Genomic DNA, 23,370 nt, shown 5'->3' on the forward strand with positions numbered 1-23,370 from the left:
GGGTCTACACATAATGAATCCTACTACAACCAGCGAAATGCTTTCACCGTGGCCATGGGCTGTGACAGAGTCAAATATTAGCTTTGACGTGCAAGTGATGGAGCAGCAGTTAAAAGACTTTAGCCGTGGCTGCTACGTGGTAAATCACAGCGAAAATGGTGTTGGTATCGCCCAGTCTGCAGCAATCGTATCAGAGCAGGCAGCTAACAACACAGGGCTGCCAGTCAGTGCCTTTGCCCCTGCTCTTGGTACAGAAAGCCTAGGCGACAGTAATTTCCGCCGCGTTCACGGTGTTAAATACGCCTACTACGCGGGCGCAATGGCGAATGGTATTTCATCGGAAGAGCTGGTTATCGCACTGGGTAACGCCGGTATTTTATGTTCATTTGGCGCAGCGGGTCTTATTCCAAGCCGCGTCGAACAGGCGATAAACCGCATCCAAGCAGCGCTGCCAAACGGTCCATACATGTTTAACCTTATCCATAGCCCAAGTGAGCCAGCGCTAGAGCGCGGCAGCGTTGAGCTATTTTTAAAGCATAAGGTTCGCACCGTTGAAGCATCGGCGTTCTTAGGCTTAACGCCACAAATCGTTTATTACCGCGCCGCAGGCCTAAGCCGCGATGCCCAAGGTAAAATCGTTGTCGCTAACAAGGTTATCGCTAAAGTAAGCCGCACTGAAGTAGCTGAAAAATTCATGATGCCTGCACCAGCCAAGATGCTACAAAAACTGGTTGATGACGGTTCAATCACGCCTGAGCAGATGGAGCTTGCGCTACTTGTCCCTATGGCCGACGACATCACTGCAGAAGCCGACTCTGGTGGTCACACAGATAACCGTCCATTGGTCACATTGCTGCCGACTATCTTGGCACTAAAAGATGAGATCCAAGCAAAATTCAATTACCCAACACCAATCCGCGTCGGTTGTGGTGGCGGTGTTGGTACACCCGATGCAGCGCTTGCGACCTTCAACATGGGCGCAGCCTATATTGTGACTGGTTCGGTTAACCAAGCCTGCGTCGAAGCCGGCGCTAGCGATCATACCCGTAAACTGCTAGCGACTACTGAGATGGCCGATGTCACCATGGCGCCAGCGGCTGATATGTTCGAGATGGGCGTTAAGCTACAGGTGGTTAAGCGCGGTACGCTTTTCCCAATGCGAGCTAATAAACTGTACGAGATCTACACCCGTTACGACTCAATCGAAGCGATTCCGGCGGATGAACGCGAAAAGTTAGAGAAGCAAGTATTCCGCTCAAGCCTTGATGAAATCTGGGCGGGCACAGTTGCACACTTTAATGAGCGCGATCCTAAGCAGATTGAGCGCGCCGAGGGTAACCCAAAGCGTAAGATGGCACTTATCTTCCGCTGGTACCTAGGGCTTTCGAGCCGCTGGTCTAATTCTGGCGAAGTAGGCCGTGAGATGGATTACCAAATTTGGGCTGGCCCTGCACTTGGGGCGTTTAACCAATGGGCTAAAGGCAGTTACCTAGATAACTACCAAGACCGTAATGCCGTCGACGTAGCTAAGCACCTAATGTATGGCGCGGCTTACCTAAGCCGAATTAACTCATTAACTGCACAAGGCGTTAAACTACCAGCAAGCCTATTACGCTGGAAGCCGACCCAAAGAATGGCTTAAGGGCAGCCTTGAGCGGCTCGTAGAATGTAGAGAGTCAGCCTTGAGTAGCTTTTATAAAAAGACAAACCAACCTAAAAGCCACTAATCTCCATTAGTGGCTTTTTTATTTTGACACTGAAGCCCCCTTCAGACCCAGCACTGGGCGCCCTTAACCAGTGGGCAAAAGGTAGTTACTTAGATAACTCATTCAGAAAACAAGCAAGCTCGTAATGCGGTCGATGTGGCCAAACACCTGATGTACGGCGCTGCGTACTTAAGCCGTATTAACTCAACCTTTCACAACATAAGGCTCAAGGCGTTAAACTGCCAGCACAGCTACTGCGCTGGAAGCCAACTCAAAGAATGGCTTAATCGCTCACTCTGTTTGCTACACAGAGGACACGAAGAAAACAAAAATCTCAGAGGCTTTTCTTCGTGATCTTCGTGTCCTCTGTGGTCGATTCTTATCTTTCAAAGTCATCAAATTTTGGCAAGCTCTGCATTGGGCGCCTTTAACCAGTGGGCTAAGGGAAGCTACTTAGAAAGTAGCTTTCAGAAAACTATCAAAACCACTAATTTTTATTAGTGGTTTTTTATTGATACGTTTGTACAAAATCAGTTGTCAGATCACGGAAGAATACCCCGTAAGCAACGCATACTACTGAGCATAAAATCTCTTATAAAATAAGCTGACTTCTAGTAAAAATCTGGATAGTCGTCAATTATTAAGCTTTACTAGAGTAATACTCTGTTTTGAAAGGTTTCTAATTATCATCCAGCTAAAATCTCAAACCTTTAATCAGCTGCAACTTAAGATTTCGGTCGCTATTTTTGTCTTGTTTGCCAGCGCCGTATTTGCCTACCGGATCTGGGTACAGGCTCCAGCTATTGAGCGCTCATTATTAAAAGTATCCGAGCAAGAGCTCGTTGCATTAAATTTCGCCTTTGAACAGATGAGCAAGCCACTGCATACCATCAATTACGACTATGCAGTTTGGGATCGAACCTACAGTTATATGAAATCAAACAGTGTTGCGGATAAGCGATATTATGAGCAACACGAATACCCAGATGACACCTTTAAAAGTTTAAAAGTTGATGGCGTATTTATCTTCGATAACCAAAATAATGTCGTTTTTAATAAGGGGTTTCGCCACAATAGCGAGCATGAGAAGCTTCAATTTGATTTGATGAACTTTGCAGAGTCGCCTGAAAATAAGCTCCTCTCACCTCTGAATAAAATAGCCCTACCGCCTCAGGAGCATCCTTTTAGCCACCCCAGTAGTGTGCCGACGAAAAGTGGGCTTATCGCCACAAAATATGGCCCAGCGCTATACAATTCCAGCAGTATTTTACAGTCTGACCGCACCGGGCCAATTATGGGCTACATTGTGTTTATCCGGCTCATTGATGAAGAATTTATGGCAGAGCTATCTAAGTATACTGCTGCTGGCATAGAAATGAGTGTGGTAACAGCTTCTGACGATGTCGCTCAAATTCCCTATTTAGGCGCGGATTTTGAATTAACTAAATTGCATGCGATTTCAGAGCGGCTTGTACGTAATATTGACGGCCAACCATTGATAAAGTTTACCTTATATCACACCGATGCCGAGCCCTCCCCTATATTAGGTAGCGATATCTATATCCTATTGGCAGAAATGTCAGTATTGCTATTATTAGCCTACTACCTCTATTCATACTTCTTAGTGCATCCAGTAAGAAAGCTTGCTGTCGATATTGAAGAGATGGCTAAGAGCCGAGAGATTAAAAAGCTCAAACACCGCTATCCAATAACTGAGTTAGTGAACGTTGCCACTCACTTCAACGCACTTATGGGCACGATTCAAGAACAAACAAAACAGCTCAACGAGCAAGTTTACATAGATAAGCTAACCAATATTCCTAATCGCCGTGGATTTGAGCAAAGGCTAGAAACTTATTGCCAACTGCTCGCTCGGCAACAAATTGGCTTTACCCTGATCATTGCCGACGTGGATCACTTCAAAGAGTATAACGACACCCTTGGTCATTTAGCCGGTGATGAGGCGCTGGTCAAAGTCGCTCAAACCTTGAGTCAGCAATTTTACCGTGCAGACGACATATGCGCGCGTTTCGGTGGAGAAGAGTTTATTATGCTCTACCGTGATATTCCTGACGAGCCGCTGCAACGTAAACTAGACGCCATGCTGCAGAGCTTTGAAGATTTAGCATTCCCCCACCCAAGCTCGAAAACGGCTAAGTATGTCACTGTCAGCCTTGGTGTCTGTAAAGTGTTAGCGGTCGAAGATTTTGAGTTCAAAAGTGACGCTAATATTATTGGCCGTCAAGCCGCATTACTAGCAGATAAAGCCTTATATCAAGCAAAGGCCTGTGGCCGCAATCAATACAAGAAGGTCAGCCTATTAATCGATGAAATAGAAGCATTAGAAAGCAATCACCCGAGCGCTCGACCATAAATGACTTGAACACAAGCTATAACAGCAAAGAGCTATTATTAGGAATAGATCAAATAAAATGTAAGTTTAACAATGTAAACTTGCGCCCCAAATTCAAATTGACCATAGATAAAGAGTAGTAATGAGGCAGAACACAAAAGGGTTTACATTAATTGAGTTGGTGGTTGTCATCATCATTTTAGGCATCCTTGCCATTGTTGCTATTCCCAAATTTATTAACTTACAAAACGATGCCAGAATGTCTGCAATGGCAGGGCAGTTTGGGGCATTTAAAAGTGCCGTAGGCCTTTACCATAGTGGTTGGGCCGCTGACGGAAATAGTGGCGCGATCGATAAGCTTGCTAGCTTTGGTGAGGGTAACGTGTCATCTAGCCCGACGGGGTACCCTTACTCTACATCTGGGGTTGATACTGAAGTCTTTACTGCATGCGAAGAGCTTTGGCATGGGATTACCTCAACAGATTTTACTATCGCACACGTGACCGATGACGACTTAATGACTTCGGATGTCGACATAGCTTACACATACCGTGCCGACCAATGTATCTACCGTGATCTCTACTTTATTCAGCGCGGCGAAACAACAAGGGTAATGAACTATAACTTCAACACAGGTGAAATCACCATCAACGATGCTTTCTATAATTCAGATGGTAGTGTTCAGCCTTAGCAAGCACGAGATAAAGCCCTCCTTAGACAAAGGCGCTTTATCTCGAACATATCAGCTAAATAGTTACTCATAACCCCGCTTCACTTCAGGGGTGATCTCCAGTCGATGAATCGCCTCTCCCGGGAGTAACGGTGTACTTTGCTGTGTCACATAGTCATCGAAACCGGAGCGATAAAAAGCGGATAGCGGATGCCCTGACTGGCCACCCGGTATCGTCATTATGGCATTGACTTCATCACCCGGCTGTACAATAAAGCGCTGGGATGCACCAAACGATGCACCTTGCACTGCGGGCATAAAGCTGTCACCAAAGCCTTCAACTACCGGCATATCCAGCAAGCTACTCAGCGCCGGGATCTGCTTAGAAAACGGATGCTGGATCTTAAGTTGATTCACCTTGCCCCAAGCCAAATCTGCCATGTCATTATTGTCACTGTATTTAGCTAAACTCGCCTCTTTAACGTTTAGGTAAATTTGTAGCAGATAGCCTGACCAGCTGTGCTCATCCTGAGGTAACCAGCTAGGCTCTTGCGCATTAATCAGCTGCCATATTCCCGGCTCTAAATAGCGCTTTATAGCTGAGAGACTGAGCTCACTTTTAGCAAGCTCAGTTTCAATTGGCGCAAAGGTGGTATCGATAACTCGCGTTCTAAAGTGGCGAACTAAGGTATAACCGACAGAATCACTGCAAGCACATGCCTGCCATGATGTTAAGTACTCAATATCTTTAGCAAAACGTTCAGGTTGTTGGCTTAATTGATTAAGCAGTAACTGCTGCCAGTCCATCAAAAAACGCGCTTCATTATCTAGCTGTAACTGATAAAAATCCTCGACCGAGAAACGGTCCGACTCAAACAGTCTGTCTCGGATCTGCATACTGCGAGCCCCAAGGGCATAACCACCATCTCCTAGCAGCTGTTGCTGTTCAACCGATACCACACGAGAGTTTCCGGTCCATAGTCGGTTATTTTCAGGATTGATAACCTGCGGTAATACTGCTTTATCTTGTTGCCAATTTACACTTTGAAAATCTGTTGTTGCCATGGCAACATTACTGGGATTCGTCCTCGATGGATATGCCCCCGCCGGTTTCCAAGCCACACTGCCGTTACTGTCAACTAACAGCATATTTTGCACCGGGATCCCCATTTTCTCGGCAACCTCAATGCCTTGCTCAACATTGCCGATGCTATCTAGCTCAATTAACTGCATATCCACCGCATAATCGCTATGGCCAACCCAAGATAGCGCATACCTTTTATCACCAACCTCTTTGACTGGCCCGAAAGGCGACATCTCGATGGTATAGCTTACCTCTGAATCGGGTAAGGCAATGGTTTCATGTTCAAAATAGATAGGTGTTTGCTCATCAATTGCTATCCAATCTGCGGTATCGATATAAGCATTGGTGAAGCCCCAAGCCACCTTGCCATTACTGCCCACAACAATCGCTGGCGCGCCGGGTAGTGAGACTCCGGTCACCTGTTGCTCAACGCCCTCTTTTTGATAATTCAATTGAGCCCGATACCAGATAATCGGCACGGCAAAAGACAGATGCATATCATCGGATAACATAGCCTTACCGTTAGCGGTTAACTCTCCGGTGACCGCCCAGTTATTACTGCCAATATCGAGTGGCTCAGCAATCTGTTGGAACTTGGCCTGTGCAAGCATGTTATTAGAGAGCGGTGGGATCGGCATTGCTGTTAACGCAAGTTGACTGCCATCCAGCGCCGCTTGATATTGACTCGGCTGAATAAGAAAATCGACCATCTTCTCGCCAAATAGATCTTGAATTTGAGTAAGCGCTAAGTCGCGCTTAATGGTGTTGCCCTGCAGGTCGAGATACATGCTGTAGATCACCAGCAAGCTGTCTGCTGGTACCCAAGGTTTTGGATTTGCCCCTGTTACAATATACTCAAATGAAGAGAGACTCTGAGCAGCAAGCGCATCATTCACCCCTTGAGCGTAGGTGGTGAGCACCTTCAAATGCGTTGCATCTAACTTTGTGACAATAAGCTCTGCACGTTTACGTAACTGATGAAAACGACGACGCTTATCTAAATCTAAAGCTTTTTCACCGAAGATCTCCGCGAGTTCACCGGCGGAGTTGCGGCGCAGCAGATCCATTTGAAAGAATCTGTCCTGTCCATGAGCATAACCTAGACCATAGGCCGCATCCTGTCGGTCACTAGCGTGAATAATTGCAGTACCTAGCCTATCTCGCGCTAGGCTCACTGGCTGCTTAATATTTTCGCTGATTACATCGGTATCGAGCTTGGGTAAACTCAAAGACAAAGTTAGGTACAAACCACCAGCAACGGCCGCTGCAACTGACGAGGTTCCAATGAGTGCTATTTTTATTGTTTTATGCATCGCTTCTGCTGTCCCTGCGCTAAATATATCTAATGCATCATAAACTGGGTTACAAAATTGTTAAACAGTCATTTGAATTTTATCTTTATTTCAAACAAATACAGCTCATCGTGCTGGCTATAGCCTCAATCCTAGCGAGCAACACTTTTCGATAGCTTCAAAAATTGATCCCTGTCTTCCCCCCCAATTTAGAGCGATTTATGGCAAAATAGCGGCAAGCAAATCTAGGAGTCATATGGCTAAACCCAATAAGAAAGGGCCGACACAAACGGTGGAGATCTTCTGCGCTAAATGTAAAGCCCAGTTATTTAAGTACCGAAAAGGTGGCAAGGGCTCGCTGGTTAAATGCTTTAAAGAGCGCATCGTCGATGACTACACCCAAATCCCCTGCCAATGCCCAAGCTGCGAGCAAGTCTTCGCACGCGATACCCTGATCCGCGGCGCGCCAGCGTTTAAGATGATAGGTGGTAAGGTCACAATGAAGTAGCCAGCCTTGGAATGAAGGCTGGTTACATTTTTCTTTGTGCTGTTGGCACATGTAAGGCTGAGCCTGACTAACATCATCAAGTTAGACTTCGTCTAACAATTAACGTCGTGGCGCTTCGCCCCTTTCTGTTGTTAAGAGTCGAGCCAAGAGGGAAAGCGCTTGTCCCCGCTCTTGATTTCATAAGAGTAAACCCTCAGCGCCCCTGACGAAGTTGTCACCCTCACGCTTATGGATAAATCACTAACGCTTCCGATGGGGAATTGGTGTTACCTGCGAGTTTCGTAACTTAGTTTTGCCCCTTTCCTCGTTAGTACAATTACTCTGTCATTTCTTAGTTCGCATAGTTATCCATAGTAAAGATAATGCGAACTCACAAATTCAGACCCTCGACAATACTTCCCGTTTGGCAATGCAGACATTACAAGGCTAGTTTGATTTTTTCACCTACAAATTAGAAATAATGCTTTTACAGCAATTAGTTGCAGATGATATCCTTACCTAAATGGTCAAGCAGACTAGAACATTATCGTGCCGCTATTGAATAAGACGTTATGTTTCAAATATGGAGCAATAAATGTACAAAGAGAAATTAGGAATTCCAGATGAGCATGAGTTTATTCAGACAAACTCAAAGAATGAGGCTCGAAAAGGTCGTGATACAGACATCTATAGCTACGATGAAAAAGATTCATCTGGAAAACTAGTTGGAAGTTATGTAATCCGCGACAGTATGAGTATTTACCCGCCACAAAGCACAATAGTTTCATTTGAAAAATTTGATTCTGATGGCAATAAAATTGATTCAGGCAGAATATAAACATAAGTACATAAGATACATTTATTTGATGATTGTTATATTTAACAAGGCTAATATATGAAAATGCAATGGAACAAACTACTTTCTAGTAAACGATTAGGTTCGTCAGAATGTCTAGGTGATGGAATTAGAACTGAATATTATAGAGATTATGATCGCATTGTTTTCTCTGCTTCATTTAGAAGATTAGCTAGAAAGACTCAAGTTCATCCTTTGTCATTTAATGACCATATTCATAATCGATTAACTCATTCAATTGAAGTTAGTAGTGTTGGTCGAAGTTTAGGTTTAGCTGTTGGTTTAGCGATTAAAGATAAGTTACCTACTGATATAACTGCCGTTGATTTCGCCTCTATAATTCAAGCAGCTTGCGTCGCACATGATATTGGAAATCCGCCATTTGGTCATGCTGGTGAATATGCAATTCGACAATGGTTTACTGAAAATGAAAATTTATTGAATAGTACATTAACCATTGCGGAACAAAATGATTTAAAGTATTTCGAGGGTAATGCTCAAGGGTTAAGAATTGTTACTCAATTGGAAGGTCATTATAAAGACGGTGGTTTGCGATTAACTTATGCAACCCTTGGAGCTCTAATTAAATATCCTTGGAAATCTGATAATAAATTAGCGTCAGAAAAGGAGAAGTTTAATGTATTCCAATCTGAAGTTGATATTTATTCAAAAATTTCTGAAGAACTTGGACTAATTAAGCTAGATGATGAGCGTTATTCAAGACATCCTCTAGCTTACTTAATGGAAGCAGCTGATGATATTTGCTACAAAATCTTAGACATAGAAGATGCTTTAGAACTTGACTTATTAAGAATTGAAGATGTGATCCCTATATTTAAAAAGCTATCTAATGCTGCTGAATTTAATGAAATTAATGATATTGGTTCTGAATTTTCATCAAGAAAACGTATTGTAGCTTATAGAGCTAAGGTTATTGATAATTTGATAAGAGAAGTTGTAGCGATCTTTGAACATAATTATAACGATATAATGGAAGGTAAGTTTGAAGGTGATTTGATATCTAAAGTTACAGGTGATTGCCAGGTTGGTATTCAAGAGATAAAAGAAATGACCACTGATAAAATATTTTCTTATAGAAGAAAAATTGAACTAGAAGTCGGTTCTTATTCTTCAATTGAAAGCATATTAAGTGCGTTCATAACGGCAATTAATCAAAAAATCGACAATATAGCTACATTTAAATCAAAGAGAATACTTGATTTAATGCAAGATGACCTTCCTAGTGGCGAGTCGACTACTCCTTATGAATATTATATGGCTATAACCGATTTTGTTTCAGGAATGACTGATAACTATGCAACATTCATTGCAAAACAAATTAATGGCAATGCTAAGTAATTCTTAATTGAAAACCCACTCCTTACTTATGTTAGGAGGTTTCAAGATACTTTTTGCTTATCTAAATTAACCTAGTTAGACTAAATATTCTAACTAGGTTCTGTCCAGTTCTGTGTTTCAACCTCTTTTCTTAAATTAGATAAACAGTAGTATCAATATCTCCTTCACTTTGCTTAGTAATTATCTTCACAGTTCTAGATTACTGCTAAATTGATGGGACTTGTAATTTATCAGTTAGTTATAAGGTTTTTAACGAATGAAAAATGTGGTTAATGACGATAAGATCGGAGACTTTCGAGATTTAGTGAATTCTAACTCAAGTTTTGTTTATCACACTTACAAAGATAAAAATGGAAAAAATCTCTTCCACCTAGTCTGCTCTTGTATGGACTGCGGTGTTTTTCAAGGTAGTTGGCACTCTTTACTTAAATTTTAAGCTGCATTTCTTGTTTCAGTTTCAGACTCTTTTTCTGGGTTCAACACTACCTCACCGATAACGTCACAGTTCCTTATACCGTTTGGCCAGCGTTTAGGGTTTCTTGATCTTGCTTCTTCTAGTACCTCCTTACGCTTAGATAAAATCGCTTTATCTTGCATCGCATGTCGCTCACTCGGTGATACAAAATTGAGCTTACTGTGCTTATGTTTGGTATTGTACCAAGTCACGAACGTTTCTACCCATTCCCGTGCCTCGGTGATGTTTTTAAAGCCAGAGCTAGGCCATTCTGGCCGATACTTTAAGGTTCTGAATAATGCTTCGGAGTAAGCGCGCAATGTCAGGGTAGATGCCCGCTATAGTGCGAAGAGTTATATTGATCACGAAAGAGCATGGGGCAATCTCTTTCCAACTCTCATTGCCTTTTGGCCACAGCGTATAAACCACTTCCGCTGTTTCTCACGTGACGCACCTTACGCGGATTCACTTATGTTCATCATACTGACTACCTAGCACTCACCCGATTTGTGGTTATCAGGAGGATCGTTCTCTCACGATTCAGCTCCCGCTCAGTTATGGTACTGAACTTCGTTACATTGTCAGACTCGCTACTTTATTCAGAGTCCTAGGGTCATCTGGTGATACAGATGGTTCACTCAAAAGCGGTGAACAGCGCTTCATACGACCTCACGTCGCACGCCCCATTGTGAGCTACAGGCGATAAGTTGCACCGTTGAGTAACAAGCCAGTTGACCTACTTTTACTAATCGATAAATGTCAGTTACTGATTACGTTCGTTAAGGCATCAATATCAATGCTCACTTCTCAATTCCCTATGCTCGTTTGTTCAGCATGACTCTGGTAGAGTGCTTATTAATCAATTAGCTGAGGTTCCCAGAATGAATTCATACTTGGTTTCGGATAAGCCTATTATTTATACCGACATGAACGTATTTAGATATTTGGCTTGCGGAGACATTTCTATTGCGGAACCAGAACGATTCAAGTGGGTTTACTCACATGTTCACCTTGACGAAATTTATAGGAATGGAAACCAAGATGCTCTCGAAGGAATGAAATTACTGAAAGCCATTGAGATTTCAGATGTTCTGAATCAAGACTTTCAATCTGAAGGTAATATTGTAATACGAGATTTCATAGATCCTTATTTAAGGTATGAGCAACACTTAGAAGCAATTGCTGGGTATGAGGGAACTTCAGATCATATGATCGAACACCTTATACGTTCTTTTGGAGCTGACAACTTTAACGAATTAAGTGAAACACCAGAGCAAATGCGAAATGAGATAGAAAGAATAACTAGTATTATTCCTGACGATAGGCGTGAAAATTTAATCAATAAAGCGTCAGCGGTGTCGAATGATATGAATGACACTATTGAAAAACACCTAAAAAATAGGATGCCGATTGATAAAACAAGAAGCGCTTTGGGGATTACAAGTGAAAATCGGAAAGGTATTGAGAAGTCTAAATCCGCAATAGATGACATTTGGGATTTAATTTCACCTTCAATACAAAATATCACAAAAAATCAATTCTTTGGCTTTGAGCCAATTCAAGGTATTGAGGGAGTTCAGCATACTCAGCACGGTGCAATATCTGGAGCATATATTGTACTTAATATGATAGGCATAAGCCCTGATAAAGGCTTAGCGAAAAGAGACAAAATCAAAAATGTAATGTCCGATGGGCAGCACGCTGGAATGGCTTCTTATTGTAACGCCTTAGTTTCTGCAGACAGAGGAATAATTAATAAATCATCGTGCATATATTCATACTTGAATAATATAACCAATGCTTTGCATTTTGAATTCCAAAAAGGGTTTCAGCTTAGTCTTGGTGTAAGTGAAACATAACAAGTAGCTGCAACGGACTTGCCATACTTTCCCTAATGCCAATCGTCGTTTTCAGAGCTTAAGCTCTAAAACGTTTCTGTCCACTTTCGAGTCAGCGAGATCTTCGCTGACTTACGCACGCCCTGAAATCACTTAGAGTAAAAGCTCATTCACATTCAGTTAGTGCGATTTTTCCTTATCACAAATTATTCGAAGGGGCACTCAAATGTCGAGCGTATTGACCTTAGCTGTGTAACGCCCCAACACAATACTGTTTTTATATCCAGTAGCATTGTTCAGTGTCCCATAATAAGCAAATTATGGACATTTGTCGTTTTTTACGCACAACGTATTTCTATTTCTAGATAAAACACCTTAAAATTTTATAGTTGACACAGTTCCCCGTCCTTGAACCTGGATTATAGGAAGTCCAACTAGTACACATTTTGTCAGCTAAGAACAACTGTTATATGGCAATGCAGCTCACGTTAAGTGGCAGGGTGGGATTATACTTTGTTAATTCCCCTAATATTTATCCTTTCTGTTCATTTTTCGACCCAAAAAGAGAGTATTGGTTTATATAAACAACCCGTAATCGAATAAAAAACGTTCAACCAAATAGGGTTGTTAATTAATTTTACAATGCATAATCCGGCCACTGCGTTAAGTGGGGATAATAATTAGAATAGGAATTTATACTAATGTATGAAGTTTATTGCATCAGTGCTGGGCAGTTGGATGTTAAGAAAGATGCAAATGTTATAAATAAAAAGAATAATTACTTGAACTATGGCTTACTGTCTTTGACATCAATTATTAATGAGTTTGGTCTAACTCCAATTCAGTTACATGGGCATTTTTCTGCGCCAAGGGCTTTTGCTGAATATTGTGTGCAGTTAGGTATTACTAAGACGAAGTTTCCTGTATTTATTTCTATACCTAGCTTTTATGCAATAAGTTGGGTTAACGATTTTACTAAGATACTTAAATATGAATTAAAAATAAAAGAAATTATAATTGGTGGACGCTGGGTAATAGATGGCGAAATTGCACAGTTAACTCAGTTATTGCCATATGCAGACAAAATAGTCGATGGCTTAGGTGAAAATCAGATAGCCACACTTCTCAACATAAAAGCAGATAGAGTTTCGGGTTATGTACCTTTAAATTACAACCTGGTTGATAAAAGAGAATTTTATCAACCAGGTATAGAAGTTTCTCGTGGATGTGGAATGAAATGTGATTTTTGTCAAGAACGTGATGAGAAGCTACAACCATTAAAATCTGCATTAGCTCTTACATCTGAAGCAAGCCATATTTTATTGGAAGATGACTTAAACCCTATGTCGCCGTACTTTGAGGCATCAATATTTAAACCTTCATCACAGTGGCTAGAAGAGTTAACTGAGCAGAGAGAGTTACATTCACAAACCTATTCTTGGCGAGCAGAGTCGAGAGCTGATAATTTCACATCTAAGGATATCTCAGCACTAGCTAAGGCTGGTATGAAAGTTTTAGATCTTGGTTTGGAAAGCGCGAGCCCGAAACAAATAAAAAATATGGGCAAAGCTAAAGATCCTGAAAAGTATCTAACGCGAGCTTCAAGGCTTCTAGAGGACGCTCATGAAGTAGGAATTGATGTTAAAGTTAATGTCTTACTTTATGCAGGTGAAACTAGTAAGACAATAGATGAAACATATAAATGGTTAGACCAACATAGAGATTACATTAAAGGTGTTTCTGTAGGCCCTGTATTAGCTTTTGGTTGGGATAATAGAAAATCAAACTTTATTAAAACCTTAGAATCGTGTGGGGCTAGTGTATGTCAAGATAGTTCGTTTACTGGAGTAACTGGTTTTAATTTAAGTGATGCAATTAATTATGAAAATTCATTACAAATTTCAAAGGAACTATCTAGAGATTTTATGACTGCAAATGATTATTTCTATCTGAAATCATTCTCATATTACTCTCGTGACTATAAATATCAGGATTTTTTAGATGATATTCAAAGGGAAAAAGGTAGTTATTCATTTGATGTGAAGTACTGAGGGGATCCCTCTGTACTTAGTGTTTGCTGTATTCCAGGCGTTTTCGAACTGCGCCATGGGTCTTTGCTTGTGATGTAGCGTTAGGGTAACTTTATCTGAACAACATACATTTACTAATCCCACGACCTACCTTTAGAGCATTTGCACTAACTGATAATTGTCCAAAAACTAGTTTGTAGCATCTAAGAGAGCTAAATAGGAAATGAATATTCAGATGTCGGTACGGCTGTGGGCTTCGGTTTCAGGGACGAAACCGCAGAGCGGCCAAGGACGGCTTTATAGCGTCCCACTGAAGTAACGACATCTGAGGTTACTGCGAACAGTAGCTTTTCTTCGTGTAGCGTAGCGCTCCGTGTCCTTCGTGGTGAATGGCTTTTGTCTAAAAATCAGCCAACTCTTTAGTCATAACTCTACATGCCAAAGGTTATGTTGTTCTAACTACTTTTAGAAACGGCTTAGACCTTCGAAAACAAGGATCTTTGCTGCGATAGCAAGCAACATCAATAAAGCGCATTAGGCTACATGCTGTTATAATGGCAAACAGCAACACAGTTATCAGCGTCTGTCCAAAAGACTAGCCACCCATTCTTAATCAATTACATACTTACCTATTCCTGCTACTCACAGTTCTGCGTCGAGAATGAAGCAGTCAGTTTCTCTTAAAGCGTGATATGTCGGTACACAATGCGCTAACCTAATGTATTAAGCTAAGATTTGACGAATTTGAGACAAAGAGAAACAGCTCTGAGGATGAGCCTAAGAATTGATCAAGAAGGTTGTTTGGGGTATTTGGATTGCTTAGCTTACCAAAAGGTACTGACAACTATTGGCAAAGTGCCGTCGTCGCTTTTCTAAATGCTCACAATAGTCAGTTAACTCCTGAAGAGAACCAACAGGCCCATGGAACAACTTGCCAAAATCAGAAGTGATTTTAATCCAGTTATCAGTTGCAATATTAAGCCTATTCAGGATGTTCTCTACTTTGGCACAAAGCGCGCCACGTTTATCATCACGAATGATGCGACCCGTTTCATCTACCAGCATTAAATAATCTTGCAGTAAGAAATTAATTCCTTTTGGCTGATGCTTTCTTTCATTGCCAATAAAAGGTAGTAATTTAGCAGGCTGATTTCCTTTAAGTGCCGCATTTACCCTTAATTGCAAACTGGTGTAATCTGACTTTTCGGGCGTTTTAGCCATCTTGGCACGAATGGGGTTGAGCTCTACATAAGCCATGCAAGCAAGTACAGCCGCTTCATCAAGTAATGCTTGGCTCTTGAAGCGCCCCTCCCAGAAGTGGCCTGTACAGTTATCTTCATAGTTAGCTTGTCGTGCGATAGGTTCATTCAGACAACGCATAAACCAGCTAATGTCACACAAGCGCGAACGATAGGTCGCTATTAGCCGCTTTAGTAATGCAACCATACACTCATCTATCACTTCACCTTTAGCAAACTTTTGTGTTAAATCAGTCCCTTTAAACAACTTTTGCCATTGCTCAACGACCTCCCTATCTGACCAGCTATTGACCGTATCAAGGTCGATATAAAGCACCACATGCAAATGGTTACTCATCACAGAATATGCAGCAACATCAATGGCAAAGACCTCTGTTAACTTGAGAATTTGCGCTTCAACCCAGCCGCGGCGATGGTCATAATTCTTACCTGTAAACTTATCATCACCGCATAAGAAAGCGCGCCTAACCACACGGCTACAACAATGATAATAAGGCGTGTCTTCAAGACTGATTTGTGTACTTCTGGCACGGGGCATAACAACCTCCTACTTCAGCAATAATTAAAGCTTAGTTAGAGGCCGGTAAACATGCCATTATGTATGGGTGTCTAGGGTTGCTATTTTTTGCCATTATGTATGGGTGTCTAGGGTTGCTATTTTTAATATCAGAAATAACAACTACTTATCAGGCAGTTAGGTTTCAGCTTTAATCTAACAAGAGACCCGATAAATGTTCTGCATTACTTTGCGGGGATGGTAAATTCAAACTTTGTTAATACCAGTAAGATTAACTGCTTTACATCAATGAGTTACGTTGCTAGTTTTGATGTAGACTAATAAAATGCAGAGATTTATCCGAGACGCTGGATAATAAGCTGTTAGCAATATTGCAGGAGGCATAGTTGGGTAGATATCAATTTAAAAAGCATTATTATATTAGTCCCTTAAGTGAACCTCTATTATGTCTTCTTTTATGTATTCCATTTTGGTTTTTTAGAGAAAGCGTTCCTGATAATCTCTGGGGAAAAGCTATTTTTCTTATAGGAGGTATACCGTTCCTATTAATTTGGCTAGTGGAACGTATTTATAAGGTAATTAAACACCCAAAATTATTTATATTTGATTTAACTTCAAACAGTTTAATTATTGATGATGCTGCTTACTCCTTTGATGACTTAAAGTTTTTTTACATATCAGAAAAAGATGATGCTTTTAAGATGGAGTTTGAGTTTCCTAGCCCTAAACAATTTGAAGCTGGATATAACCTTAAAACACTTGGCATGTATAAACTTGACTCATCACTACAGGAGTTTAATGATTCAATACAAAACATGAAGCATATAAAAACGTTCTCATCGGATTAAACATATTGCTAATAAGGCAATTAAACGGAAAATTTACAGTTGGCTATTTTTCGTTACTCAAACATTTTTGCCAACAGTAATTTTCCGCTTATTGCGGTGTTATGTGAAGTGAAGGATTCGAGATTGAGAAAAATATTAGTTTTTGGAAACTCCGGAGCAGGCAAGTCTACGCTCTCAAAAAGATTAAGTGCTGATGGTAATCTAGCTCATCTTGATCTCGATACATTGGCATTTAAAAAAGAGTCTCCAACAGAAAGAAGAGATATTCAGGAATCTCTCAAAGAAGTTAATGCATTCCTTGAAAAGAATGATAGTTGGGTTATTGAAGGAGGATATGCTGATATTTTCGAGCAAATCCTTAGTCATGCAAATGAAATGATTTATCTCGACTTATCAGCAGAAAGTTGCCAAGAGAATGCACGTAACAGAGAATGGGAGCCTCATAAATATGAATCAAAAGAAGCTCAAGATAAAAATCTGGATATGCTTATCAATTGGATTTTAGATTACTATTCAAGAGAAGATGCTTTTTCAGAGTTAGCTCATAATAATCTTTTTGATCAGTTCTCTGGCAATAAAAAAAGGTTCACAAGTAATCAGGCAATCACATAGCAAGCGCCAGCAATCTGACCTCCGGCAGTTGAGGCGGGCGTTATGCGTAAAGGAAGTCATGAGAATCATTCAGGAAATTAAAGAGTCATGGGGCTGGGTCGGGATTGACCCTATCGAGATCGTAGGACAAAACGATTTCGGAAATCTTATGATTGAGGATTCAAAGGGTCAGTACTGGCGGCTATGCCCAGAAGACGTCTACTGTGAAGTTGTTGCCAAGAATAGAGAAGATCTTGATCGCTTATCCACAGATCAAGAGTTCTTGGAAGATTGGTACATGCAAGCGTTGGTAGAGCAAGCTAACCAACATCTTGGTCCGCTTAGCGAGGGAGATAAATATTGTCTCGTTACACCCGGTGCTCTCGGTGGCGAGTATGCTATCTCTAATATTAAAACGGCACCACTAATTGAGCTTGTGCGTTTCTCTGGTGATTTGGCCAACCAAATCAAAGACCTCCCCGACGGCGCTCAAATTCAACTAAAGGTTGTAGATTGATCACGAAAAAAATAGGACAGTCATATCTTTCTGCCTTTCCTCCTTTACTAGGCTTTTAGTTACCTTATTTGTACTGCGATATTAAGGGGAGAGCTCATGACCTCCGCTAGAAGAACTCTCATCGATGCTGAAACAACACCCTTCTACCACATCGTAAGTACCTGTGTAAGAAGGAAAATCTAGGACAGGCATAACTCTTTAAAAGCTCGAATCTCACCACGAAGCGCTTCGCTTTCACGGAGGTCACGGAGAAGATCGTAGAGCAAAAGATCAAAATGTTTGATGCCGAGCCTTTTACTGTTGCTTTGTTCTAGCCGTTGCTTTTCTTCGTGTAGCGTAGCGCTCCGTGTTCCAATAACATCCTTGTTTAACAGCCAGTTCGCTATCCCTAGCTCTCGCTTATTAGCGCATGGTTTAACCATATTCGCCGTGGTGAATGGATTTTGTCCAAAAATGAGCAGGGGCTTTAGTCATAACTCAAAATTTCAAAGATTGTGCTGTTCTAACCTCGTGTAGATACGGCCGTGACCGTCCATGACATGGATGTCATAGCCGAGCTTCCAGAGATGGACTTGTTGCGTGTCACGGAAGTGTCTGCACATATGCCGGCCGCAGGCCATTGGAACCACTTTTGTTGGATGCCACTCTTAGCCTAAAAATATATCGAGCTTATATGGGCTTTGATATAAAACGAAGTTTGATTGATTTGCCTTTTAGATGTGGCTGAGCTGCTAGCTCCAACAAACTTTTGTCCATAAAAGAGTTATTAATCTTTCCCATAACACTATTTTTAGCTTCTCCAGAGAACCGATAACATCAATAAAGCGCACGAGGCTACATGCTGTTATAATGGCAAACAGCAACACAGTTATCAGCGCCAATCTGCGCAAAATCGATAGCTGCAATAGATAAATCAGACACATTATCGAGACTCGCATGCCGTTTTCTAAGCTTGGATTAAGCACACCTATCGTTAAAGCCGTTACCGAGCAAGGCTACACTAGCCCTACTCCTATTCAAGCTAAGACCATTCCCGTTATATTAAGTCAACGCAACTTGATTGCCGCTGCGCAAACCGGTACGGGTAAAACCGCCAGTTTTGTACTACCAATTCTAGAGATGCTGAGTAAGAGCGAGACCCAGCGTAAGAAGCGCATTCGCGCCTTAATACTTACGCCAACTCGTGAGCTCGCGGTGCAGGTTGAAGACAACATCAGTCAATACGGCAAGCATTTAGATCTGACGTCAATGGCCATGTATGGCGGCGTCGACTCTAAGCCTCAGCGTGAGCGCTTAATCCAAGGTGTCGACATCTTAGTCGCGACGCCGGGGCGTTTACTCGACATGTATACCCAGCGCGCAATTCATTTCGATGAGCTAGAATTTCTAGTACTCGATGAAGCCGATAGAATGCTGGATATGGGCTTTATTGAAGACATCAATAAGATCATCGAAAAGCTGCCAGTCGATAGACAGAGCCTGCTTTTCTCGGCGACCTTATCACGCCAAGTAAAAGAGCTGGCAAGAGCGACCATCACTCGTCCAATCGAGATTTCGGTCACCCATAACACTGATAACAAGCCTAAGATTGAGCAGTGGTTAGTTACCGTAGATAAAGACAAGAAGTCAGCCTTATTAAGCCACTTAATTCAAGAGAATAACTGGCAACAGGCGCTTATTTTTATTGAGACTAAGCAAGGCGCAGCCAAGCTGGTGAGCCAGCTTGAAAAACGTGGCATTACGGCTGAATGTATCCATGGAGGCCGTAGCCAAGAGATCCGTGAGCAAATTCTGGCAGACTTTAAGTCCGGTAAAATTGGCTTATTGATTGCTACAGGTATTGCCGCCCGAGGTTTGGATATCGATGAGTTGCCTTTAGTGATTAACTACGACTTGCCATATCCTGCAGATGAATATATTCACCGTATCGGCCGTACTGGTCGTGCAGGTGCTAACGGTGAAGCGGTAGCGCTGGTATCTAAAGATGACTTTAAAAACCTGTGTATGATTGAGACCCGTTTAGGCCATTTGATTGAACGCAGAGAAATTGAAGGCTTTGCGCCACGTAAAGAAGTGCCAATCTCAATTCTGAATTTTAAGCCAAAGAGCAAACAAATTACTGGCGCCGATAGCAAGCCAACAAGTGATAAAAAGCCTGCGAGAGACACTCGCCGCACATCAGCGCACGAGACTAAAGTTCATGGAGCTAAAGTTCATGGAGCTAAGACTCACAAGGTGAAAGTTGATAGAGCTAATACTGATACAACTAAAGCAGGTAATGCTAGCAGTGATAGTTTACCGCAAGATCCTTGGGCATTTTCAAAGTCAAAGTTAACCAAATAGCCCAACATTAACTTTCACTTTCGACCTGACAGCATTTAACTAATTGCTATTAGCTAATGGCTCTTAACTAATAGCTAAGTGCTAAAAGCTTTGGCTGTCAGGTCGATAAGTCTTTATCTGCCAGCCCTCAAATCCCCACTACCTACCGCCAAAATTAAAAATATGATAATTGTTTTCAATCAAACAATTAAGCACCACATCCTTAGATTAATTCGTTTATACTAAACTAAATAAACTTAAGGATAAGTATGTTTGCATTCATCGAAAAACTCTCCCATACGCAGCGTAAATATGCGCTTATTCTAGGATCTGTTAGCTTAATTTTAGCCGCAGTCTTGCTATGGAGTTTAAGCGATTCTCAGCAACCTAAGCTCGCAAATGGCGCCATTATCGTACTGCCTATCAAGCAACAAACCGATAGTTATAGCACTGATTGGCAAGCCTATGCCCACATGGAAAAAGTAATTAACCAACTCGGCACGTCGACGAATTACCCCGTTCTATTGGTTGAAGATGTGATTACTATGCTGTCTCAAGCATCGAGCTTTATTGATGATGGACAAGCTATCGACCTTAACCGCTTATTTAATGTGTCAGGTGCTGCTTTAGTTGTTGAGTCATCTATCTCGACGAATTCAACTAACTCGAGTAACTCAACTAACTCAACTGCGCCTCAACTTCAGCTCAGCTATCGCTTACTCAACACTGAAAAAATTAAACAGGGAGTGATTAAGGCCGACTCAGTTGACGCTTTGCTGTCGGCTCTTGTCGAGACCGTTAAGCAATTTATTGATGTTCCCTACACCCAAACAGCCAACCGAGACTGGTTTAGCGACCCGCTCCTTATTGAAGCGCTAAGGCAAATTCAATATCGTGACATAGAACAAGCTAAATCCAGTCTGCAGCAGCTATTAACTAATGACTCTACAAACCTGATAGCCACTAGATTATTAGCACAGCTGCATATCGATGCGCAGCAGTTGACTGCGGCAGAGCACCTCCTCAACAGTGCGGTTGAACAAGCTAAGTCCAATAACAATCGCCAACTTGCCAGACTCAAGCTCAGCCTAGCCCAAGTCAAACTTGGAAATGAACAACTCGAACTGGCGATTAGCGAGCTGTCTCAGGCAAGAAGCTTAGCCGCCAATACACAAGACTGGTTATATCTGGGTTATATCTCTAACTGGTCAGGACATATCTATCAGCGGCTCAATCGATACAGCAATGCTAGGGCGCAGTATCAATACGCCTTCGAATACCAGAACAAATCAGGCTACCCCGCAGGCCAAGTTACCGCCTTAAACAATCTCGCCCGCCTTGAAGTGTTAGAGCATAACTACAGTGCGGCGTACAAAGCGATCAAACAATCGGTTGCGATTGTCAGCCAAAGACAGTTAACTCACCTTCATGAGGAAACCTTTACGCTGTTGTCCAAAATTGAAAATAAGCTGCAGCGTATACGTTAATTCATGTCCTCCCCTTTAGCCTCAAAGCAAGCTTTAAGCAAATAAGCTAAGACACAGATGAAGATTACATTTCTGCTTATGGCTGATTGAATAAGTCAATCGCGGCTTTGCTCATGGATCTAACCCCGGTACTAATCGTTACAGGGTAATCCGGTGCAAATTTACTGGAGTGCAGTGACGGTAAAGCATGGCCCGTGTCTAGGCTAGATTGATATTCACTCGGCTCTACAGCACCTAACCAAAAAATCGTGATTGGCCGTTTATCCTCGGTTAACCCGTAAAGCCCAAAATCTTCGCCCGCCATAACAGGCAAGGCATCTATCACATTATCATCACCCATCTCAGACTCAATACTCGCTCGCACTCGGCTCACTAACACAGGATCATTATAGGTTGATGGGATCCGCTCCTCTTCATGGACATACACCTCAGGATACAAAGATTCATCAAGGCCTGCGCTCATGGCAATTCCTTTGGTTAATCGCTTAAGTGCGGCTATTTGTTGCAGCCTAACCTCTGGATTATAGGAGCGCAGAGTAAGCTGTAATTTAACTTCATTAGAGATAATATTGTGCTTAGAACCGCCATGAATCGAGCCGACAGTTATCACGCTAGGCTCTAATGGCGATAACTCGCGGCTGGCAATCGTTTGTAACGCTAATACAATTCTCGAGGCTAATACCACAGGATCTTTGGTTAGATGAGGATATGCGCCGTGACCCCCCTCGCCTTTAACTGTGATATCGACTGAGTCTACATTCGCTAAGGCATAGCCAGAGACTATCCCCACCTTACCAGCAGGTATTGATGCGCTAACGTGCAAGCCGAGAATATAATCAGGCGTATCAAAATCAGTAAATAGCCCCTGCTTCAACATGGCTTTTGCACCGCCGCCAACCTCTTCAGCAGGCTGTGCGACCATCATCAAGGTACCTTGCCAATTGGCTTTATTGGCCACCAGCTGCTGAGCCGTACCCACCAAACTCGTCATATGGATATCATGACCACAGCCGTGCATGACTCCCACCTCTTGGTTATTGGCATTTGTTGTGATGACTTTAGAGGCGTAAGACTTGCCCGTTTCTTCCGTTATCGGCAAAGCATCGGTATCGGCGCGGATCATCACCGTTGGCCCCTCGCCATTTTTAAGGACACCTACTACGCCATAACCACCAAAATTTTCGGTAACCTCGAAACCCAATTTTGCTAACTCTTTGGCTATACGAGCGCTACTGGCTTTTTCTTGATAAGACAGCTCCGGGTTTTGGTGTAGATGCAGGTATAAGGCTTCTAGGTTAGGCATGGCCTTGGCCGTAGAGTCGGCTAAATTAGTTGCATGACACGGGGTTGCCAAACTACACCCAATGAGTAGTGCAAGCGAAGATACTTTTAGTAAGCTCATGATATTCCTCTACTATTATTTTTTATAGGCCATTAATTTCATGCGCGCGACACCTATTTACTGAAACTAAAACAGCTCTACACTTATATGCCAAGTGAGACATCTTTACTCACTGATGCTCTTATCCGATCTAGTTGATATATAACAAGCAACAAAGGTAACACTTAAATACTTTTGTTAAAAACAATTAACGGTTCGACTAATAAGTAGCCAGTTGTTTTTCTGAAGAAAAAGATAAATGTGATCCACTTTCAAAATTTGTTTTTTAGTCCAATAAAGCCAAGAAATTAGCCCTATC

16 protein-coding genes and 3 pseudogenes are annotated in these 23,370 nt (G+C 42.0%); 15 read left to right on the forward strand and 4 right to left on the reverse strand.

Annotation, left to right across the window (positions count from 1 at the left end; genetic code table 11):
- Window positions 1-13 precede the first annotated feature (13 nt).
- The 4 genes and pseudogenes from pfaD (at window position 14) to SPEA_RS23475 (ending at window position 4,750) form a co-directional block, all read left to right on the forward strand.
- Window positions 14-1,642: an eicosapentaenoate synthase subunit PfaD gene (gene pfaD, locus SPEA_RS15360; RefSeq protein ID WP_012156133.1), complete on the forward strand. Its 1,629-nt coding sequence runs from the start codon at window positions 14-16 to the stop codon at window positions 1,640-1,642.
- Between the two features lie 132 nt (window positions 1,643-1,774).
- Window positions 1,775-1,993, forward strand: a pseudogene (locus SPEA_RS23120) (2-nitropropane dioxygenase); the annotation flags it as partial.
- A 464-nt stretch (window positions 1,994-2,457) separates the two neighbouring features.
- On the forward strand, window positions 2,458-4,080 hold the full coding sequence (locus tag SPEA_RS15365; RefSeq protein WP_012156134.1) for a diguanylate cyclase domain-containing protein: 1,623 nt from the start codon (window positions 2,458-2,460) through the stop codon (window positions 4,078-4,080).
- Between the two features lie 121 nt (window positions 4,081-4,201).
- Window positions 4,202-4,750, forward strand: coding sequence for a pilin (locus tag SPEA_RS23475; RefSeq protein WP_012156135.1), 549 nt, complete (start codon window positions 4,202-4,204; stop codon window positions 4,748-4,750).
- A gap of 63 nt (window positions 4,751-4,813) precedes the next feature.
- Here the strand turns inward: SPEA_RS23475 and SPEA_RS15375 are convergent, their stop codons facing one another.
- Complete coding sequence (locus SPEA_RS15375) at window positions 4,814-7,126, reverse strand: penicillin acylase family protein (protein WP_012156136.1); 2,313 nt, start codon at window positions 7,124-7,126, stop codon at window positions 4,814-4,816.
- 235 nt (window positions 7,127-7,361) lie between these two features.
- On the opposite strand from SPEA_RS15375, the gene SPEA_RS15380 reads away from it, so the two are divergent.
- The 3 genes from SPEA_RS15380 (at window position 7,362) to SPEA_RS15390 (ending at window position 9,807) form a co-directional block, all read left to right on the forward strand.
- Entirely contained in the window at window positions 7,362-7,613 is a 252-nt protein-coding gene (locus SPEA_RS15380; RefSeq protein WP_012156137.1) for a hypothetical protein, read from the forward strand.
- Window positions 7,614-8,187: 574 nt separating this feature from the next.
- Entirely contained in the window at window positions 8,188-8,430 is a 243-nt protein-coding gene (locus SPEA_RS15385; protein WP_012156138.1) for a hypothetical protein, read from the forward strand.
- A 57-nt stretch (window positions 8,431-8,487) separates the two neighbouring features.
- The gene (locus tag SPEA_RS15390; RefSeq protein WP_012156139.1) at window positions 8,488-9,807 is read left to right on the forward strand and encodes a deoxyguanosinetriphosphate triphosphohydrolase; all 1,320 of its coding nucleotides are present in this window, start codon (window positions 8,488-8,490) and stop codon (window positions 9,805-9,807) included.
- Window positions 9,808-10,239: 432 nt separating this feature from the next.
- Here SPEA_RS15390 and SPEA_RS15400 read toward each other — a convergent pair.
- A pseudogene (locus tag SPEA_RS15400) lies at window positions 10,240-10,572 on the reverse strand (integrase core domain-containing protein); the annotation flags it as partial.
- A gap of 570 nt (window positions 10,573-11,142) precedes the next feature.
- Between SPEA_RS15400 and SPEA_RS15405 the strand changes: the two are divergent.
- Complete coding sequence (locus SPEA_RS15405) at window positions 11,143-12,120, forward strand: hypothetical protein (protein WP_012156142.1); 978 nt, start codon at window positions 11,143-11,145, stop codon at window positions 12,118-12,120.
- A gap of 680 nt (window positions 12,121-12,800) precedes the next feature.
- The gene (locus SPEA_RS15410; protein ID WP_012156143.1) at window positions 12,801-14,150 is read left to right on the forward strand and encodes a radical SAM protein; all 1,350 of its coding nucleotides are present in this window, start codon (window positions 12,801-12,803) and stop codon (window positions 14,148-14,150) included.
- Window positions 14,151-14,948: 798 nt separating this feature from the next.
- Here the strand turns inward: SPEA_RS15410 and SPEA_RS15415 are convergent.
- Window positions 14,949-15,926 (reverse strand): hypothetical protein, encoded by a 978-nt coding sequence (locus SPEA_RS15415; protein WP_012156144.1) that lies wholly within the window; start codon window positions 15,924-15,926, stop codon window positions 14,949-14,951.
- A gap of 365 nt (window positions 15,927-16,291) precedes the next feature.
- Between SPEA_RS15415 and SPEA_RS23125 the strand changes: the two genes are divergently transcribed.
- The 6 genes and pseudogenes from SPEA_RS23125 to SPEA_RS15445 all read left to right on the forward strand — a co-directional run bounded on the left by SPEA_RS23125 (window position 16,292) and on the right by SPEA_RS15445 (window position 21,670).
- Window positions 16,292-16,753, forward strand: coding sequence for a hypothetical protein (locus SPEA_RS23125; RefSeq protein ID WP_150102241.1), 462 nt, complete (start codon window positions 16,292-16,294; stop codon window positions 16,751-16,753).
- A 123-nt stretch (window positions 16,754-16,876) separates the two neighbouring features.
- Window positions 16,877-17,365, forward strand: a complete 489-nt coding sequence (locus SPEA_RS15425) for an AAA family ATPase (protein ID WP_041411023.1) — start codon at window positions 16,877-16,879, stop codon at window positions 17,363-17,365.
- A 58-nt stretch (window positions 17,366-17,423) separates the two neighbouring features.
- The gene (locus tag SPEA_RS15430; protein WP_012156147.1) at window positions 17,424-17,861 is read left to right on the forward strand and encodes a T6SS immunity protein Tdi1 domain-containing protein; all 438 of its coding nucleotides are present in this window, start codon (window positions 17,424-17,426) and stop codon (window positions 17,859-17,861) included.
- Between the two features lie 96 nt (window positions 17,862-17,957).
- Window positions 17,958-18,035, forward strand: a pseudogene (locus SPEA_RS23515) (transposase); the annotation flags it as partial.
- A 762-nt stretch (window positions 18,036-18,797) separates the two neighbouring features.
- Complete coding sequence (locus SPEA_RS15440) at window positions 18,798-20,204, forward strand: DEAD/DEAH box helicase (RefSeq protein ID WP_012156148.1); 1,407 nt, start codon at window positions 18,798-18,800, stop codon at window positions 20,202-20,204.
- A 248-nt stretch (window positions 20,205-20,452) separates the two neighbouring features.
- Window positions 20,453-21,670, forward strand: coding sequence for a tetratricopeptide repeat protein (locus SPEA_RS15445; protein ID WP_012156149.1), 1,218 nt, complete (start codon window positions 20,453-20,455; stop codon window positions 21,668-21,670).
- Between the two features lie 76 nt (window positions 21,671-21,746).
- Here SPEA_RS15445 and SPEA_RS15450 read toward each other — a convergent pair whose 3' ends face one another.
- Complete coding sequence (locus SPEA_RS15450) at window positions 21,747-23,072, reverse strand: M20 metallopeptidase family protein (RefSeq protein WP_012156150.1); 1,326 nt, start codon at window positions 23,070-23,072, stop codon at window positions 21,747-21,749.
- Window positions 23,073-23,370 lie beyond the last annotated feature (298 nt).

Source organism: Shewanella pealeana ATCC 700345 (genome assembly GCF_000018285.1).
GTDB classification, from domain to species: Bacteria; Pseudomonadota; Gammaproteobacteria; order Enterobacterales; family Shewanellaceae; genus Shewanella; species Shewanella pealeana.

Bases quoted from the DNA above. Each gene is read 5' to 3' on its own strand.
- pfaD (WP_012156133.1), top strand. From the start codon at position 14: ATGAATCCTACTACAACCAGCGAAATGCTTTCACCGTGGCCATGGGCT.
- SPEA_RS23475 (WP_012156135.1), top strand. From the start codon at position 4,202: ATGAGGCAGAACACAAAAGGGTTTACATTAATTGAGTTGGTGGTTGTC.
- SPEA_RS15375 (WP_012156136.1), bottom strand. From the start codon at position 7,126: ATGCATAAAACAATAAAAATAGCACTCATTGGAACCTCGTCAGTTGCA.
- SPEA_RS15380 (WP_012156137.1), top strand. From the start codon at position 7,362: ATGGCTAAACCCAATAAGAAAGGGCCGACACAAACGGTGGAGATCTTC.
- SPEA_RS15385 (WP_012156138.1), top strand. From the start codon at position 8,188: ATGTACAAAGAGAAATTAGGAATTCCAGATGAGCATGAGTTTATTCAG.
- SPEA_RS15390 (WP_012156139.1), top strand. From the start codon at position 8,488: ATGAAAATGCAATGGAACAAACTACTTTCTAGTAAACGATTAGGTTCG.
- SPEA_RS15405 (WP_012156142.1), top strand. From the start codon at position 11,143: ATGAATTCATACTTGGTTTCGGATAAGCCTATTATTTATACCGACATG.
- SPEA_RS15410 (WP_012156143.1), top strand. From the start codon at position 12,801: ATGTATGAAGTTTATTGCATCAGTGCTGGGCAGTTGGATGTTAAGAAA.
- SPEA_RS15415 (WP_012156144.1), bottom strand. From the start codon at position 15,926: ATGCCCCGTGCCAGAAGTACACAAATCAGTCTTGAAGACACGCCTTAT.
- SPEA_RS15430 (WP_012156147.1), top strand. From the start codon at position 17,424: ATGAGAATCATTCAGGAAATTAAAGAGTCATGGGGCTGGGTCGGGATT.
- SPEA_RS15440 (WP_012156148.1), top strand. From the start codon at position 18,798: ATGCCGTTTTCTAAGCTTGGATTAAGCACACCTATCGTTAAAGCCGTT.
- SPEA_RS15445 (WP_012156149.1), top strand. From the start codon at position 20,453: ATGTTTGCATTCATCGAAAAACTCTCCCATACGCAGCGTAAATATGCG.
- SPEA_RS15450 (WP_012156150.1), bottom strand. From the start codon at position 23,072: ATGAGCTTACTAAAAGTATCTTCGCTTGCACTACTCATTGGGTGTAGT.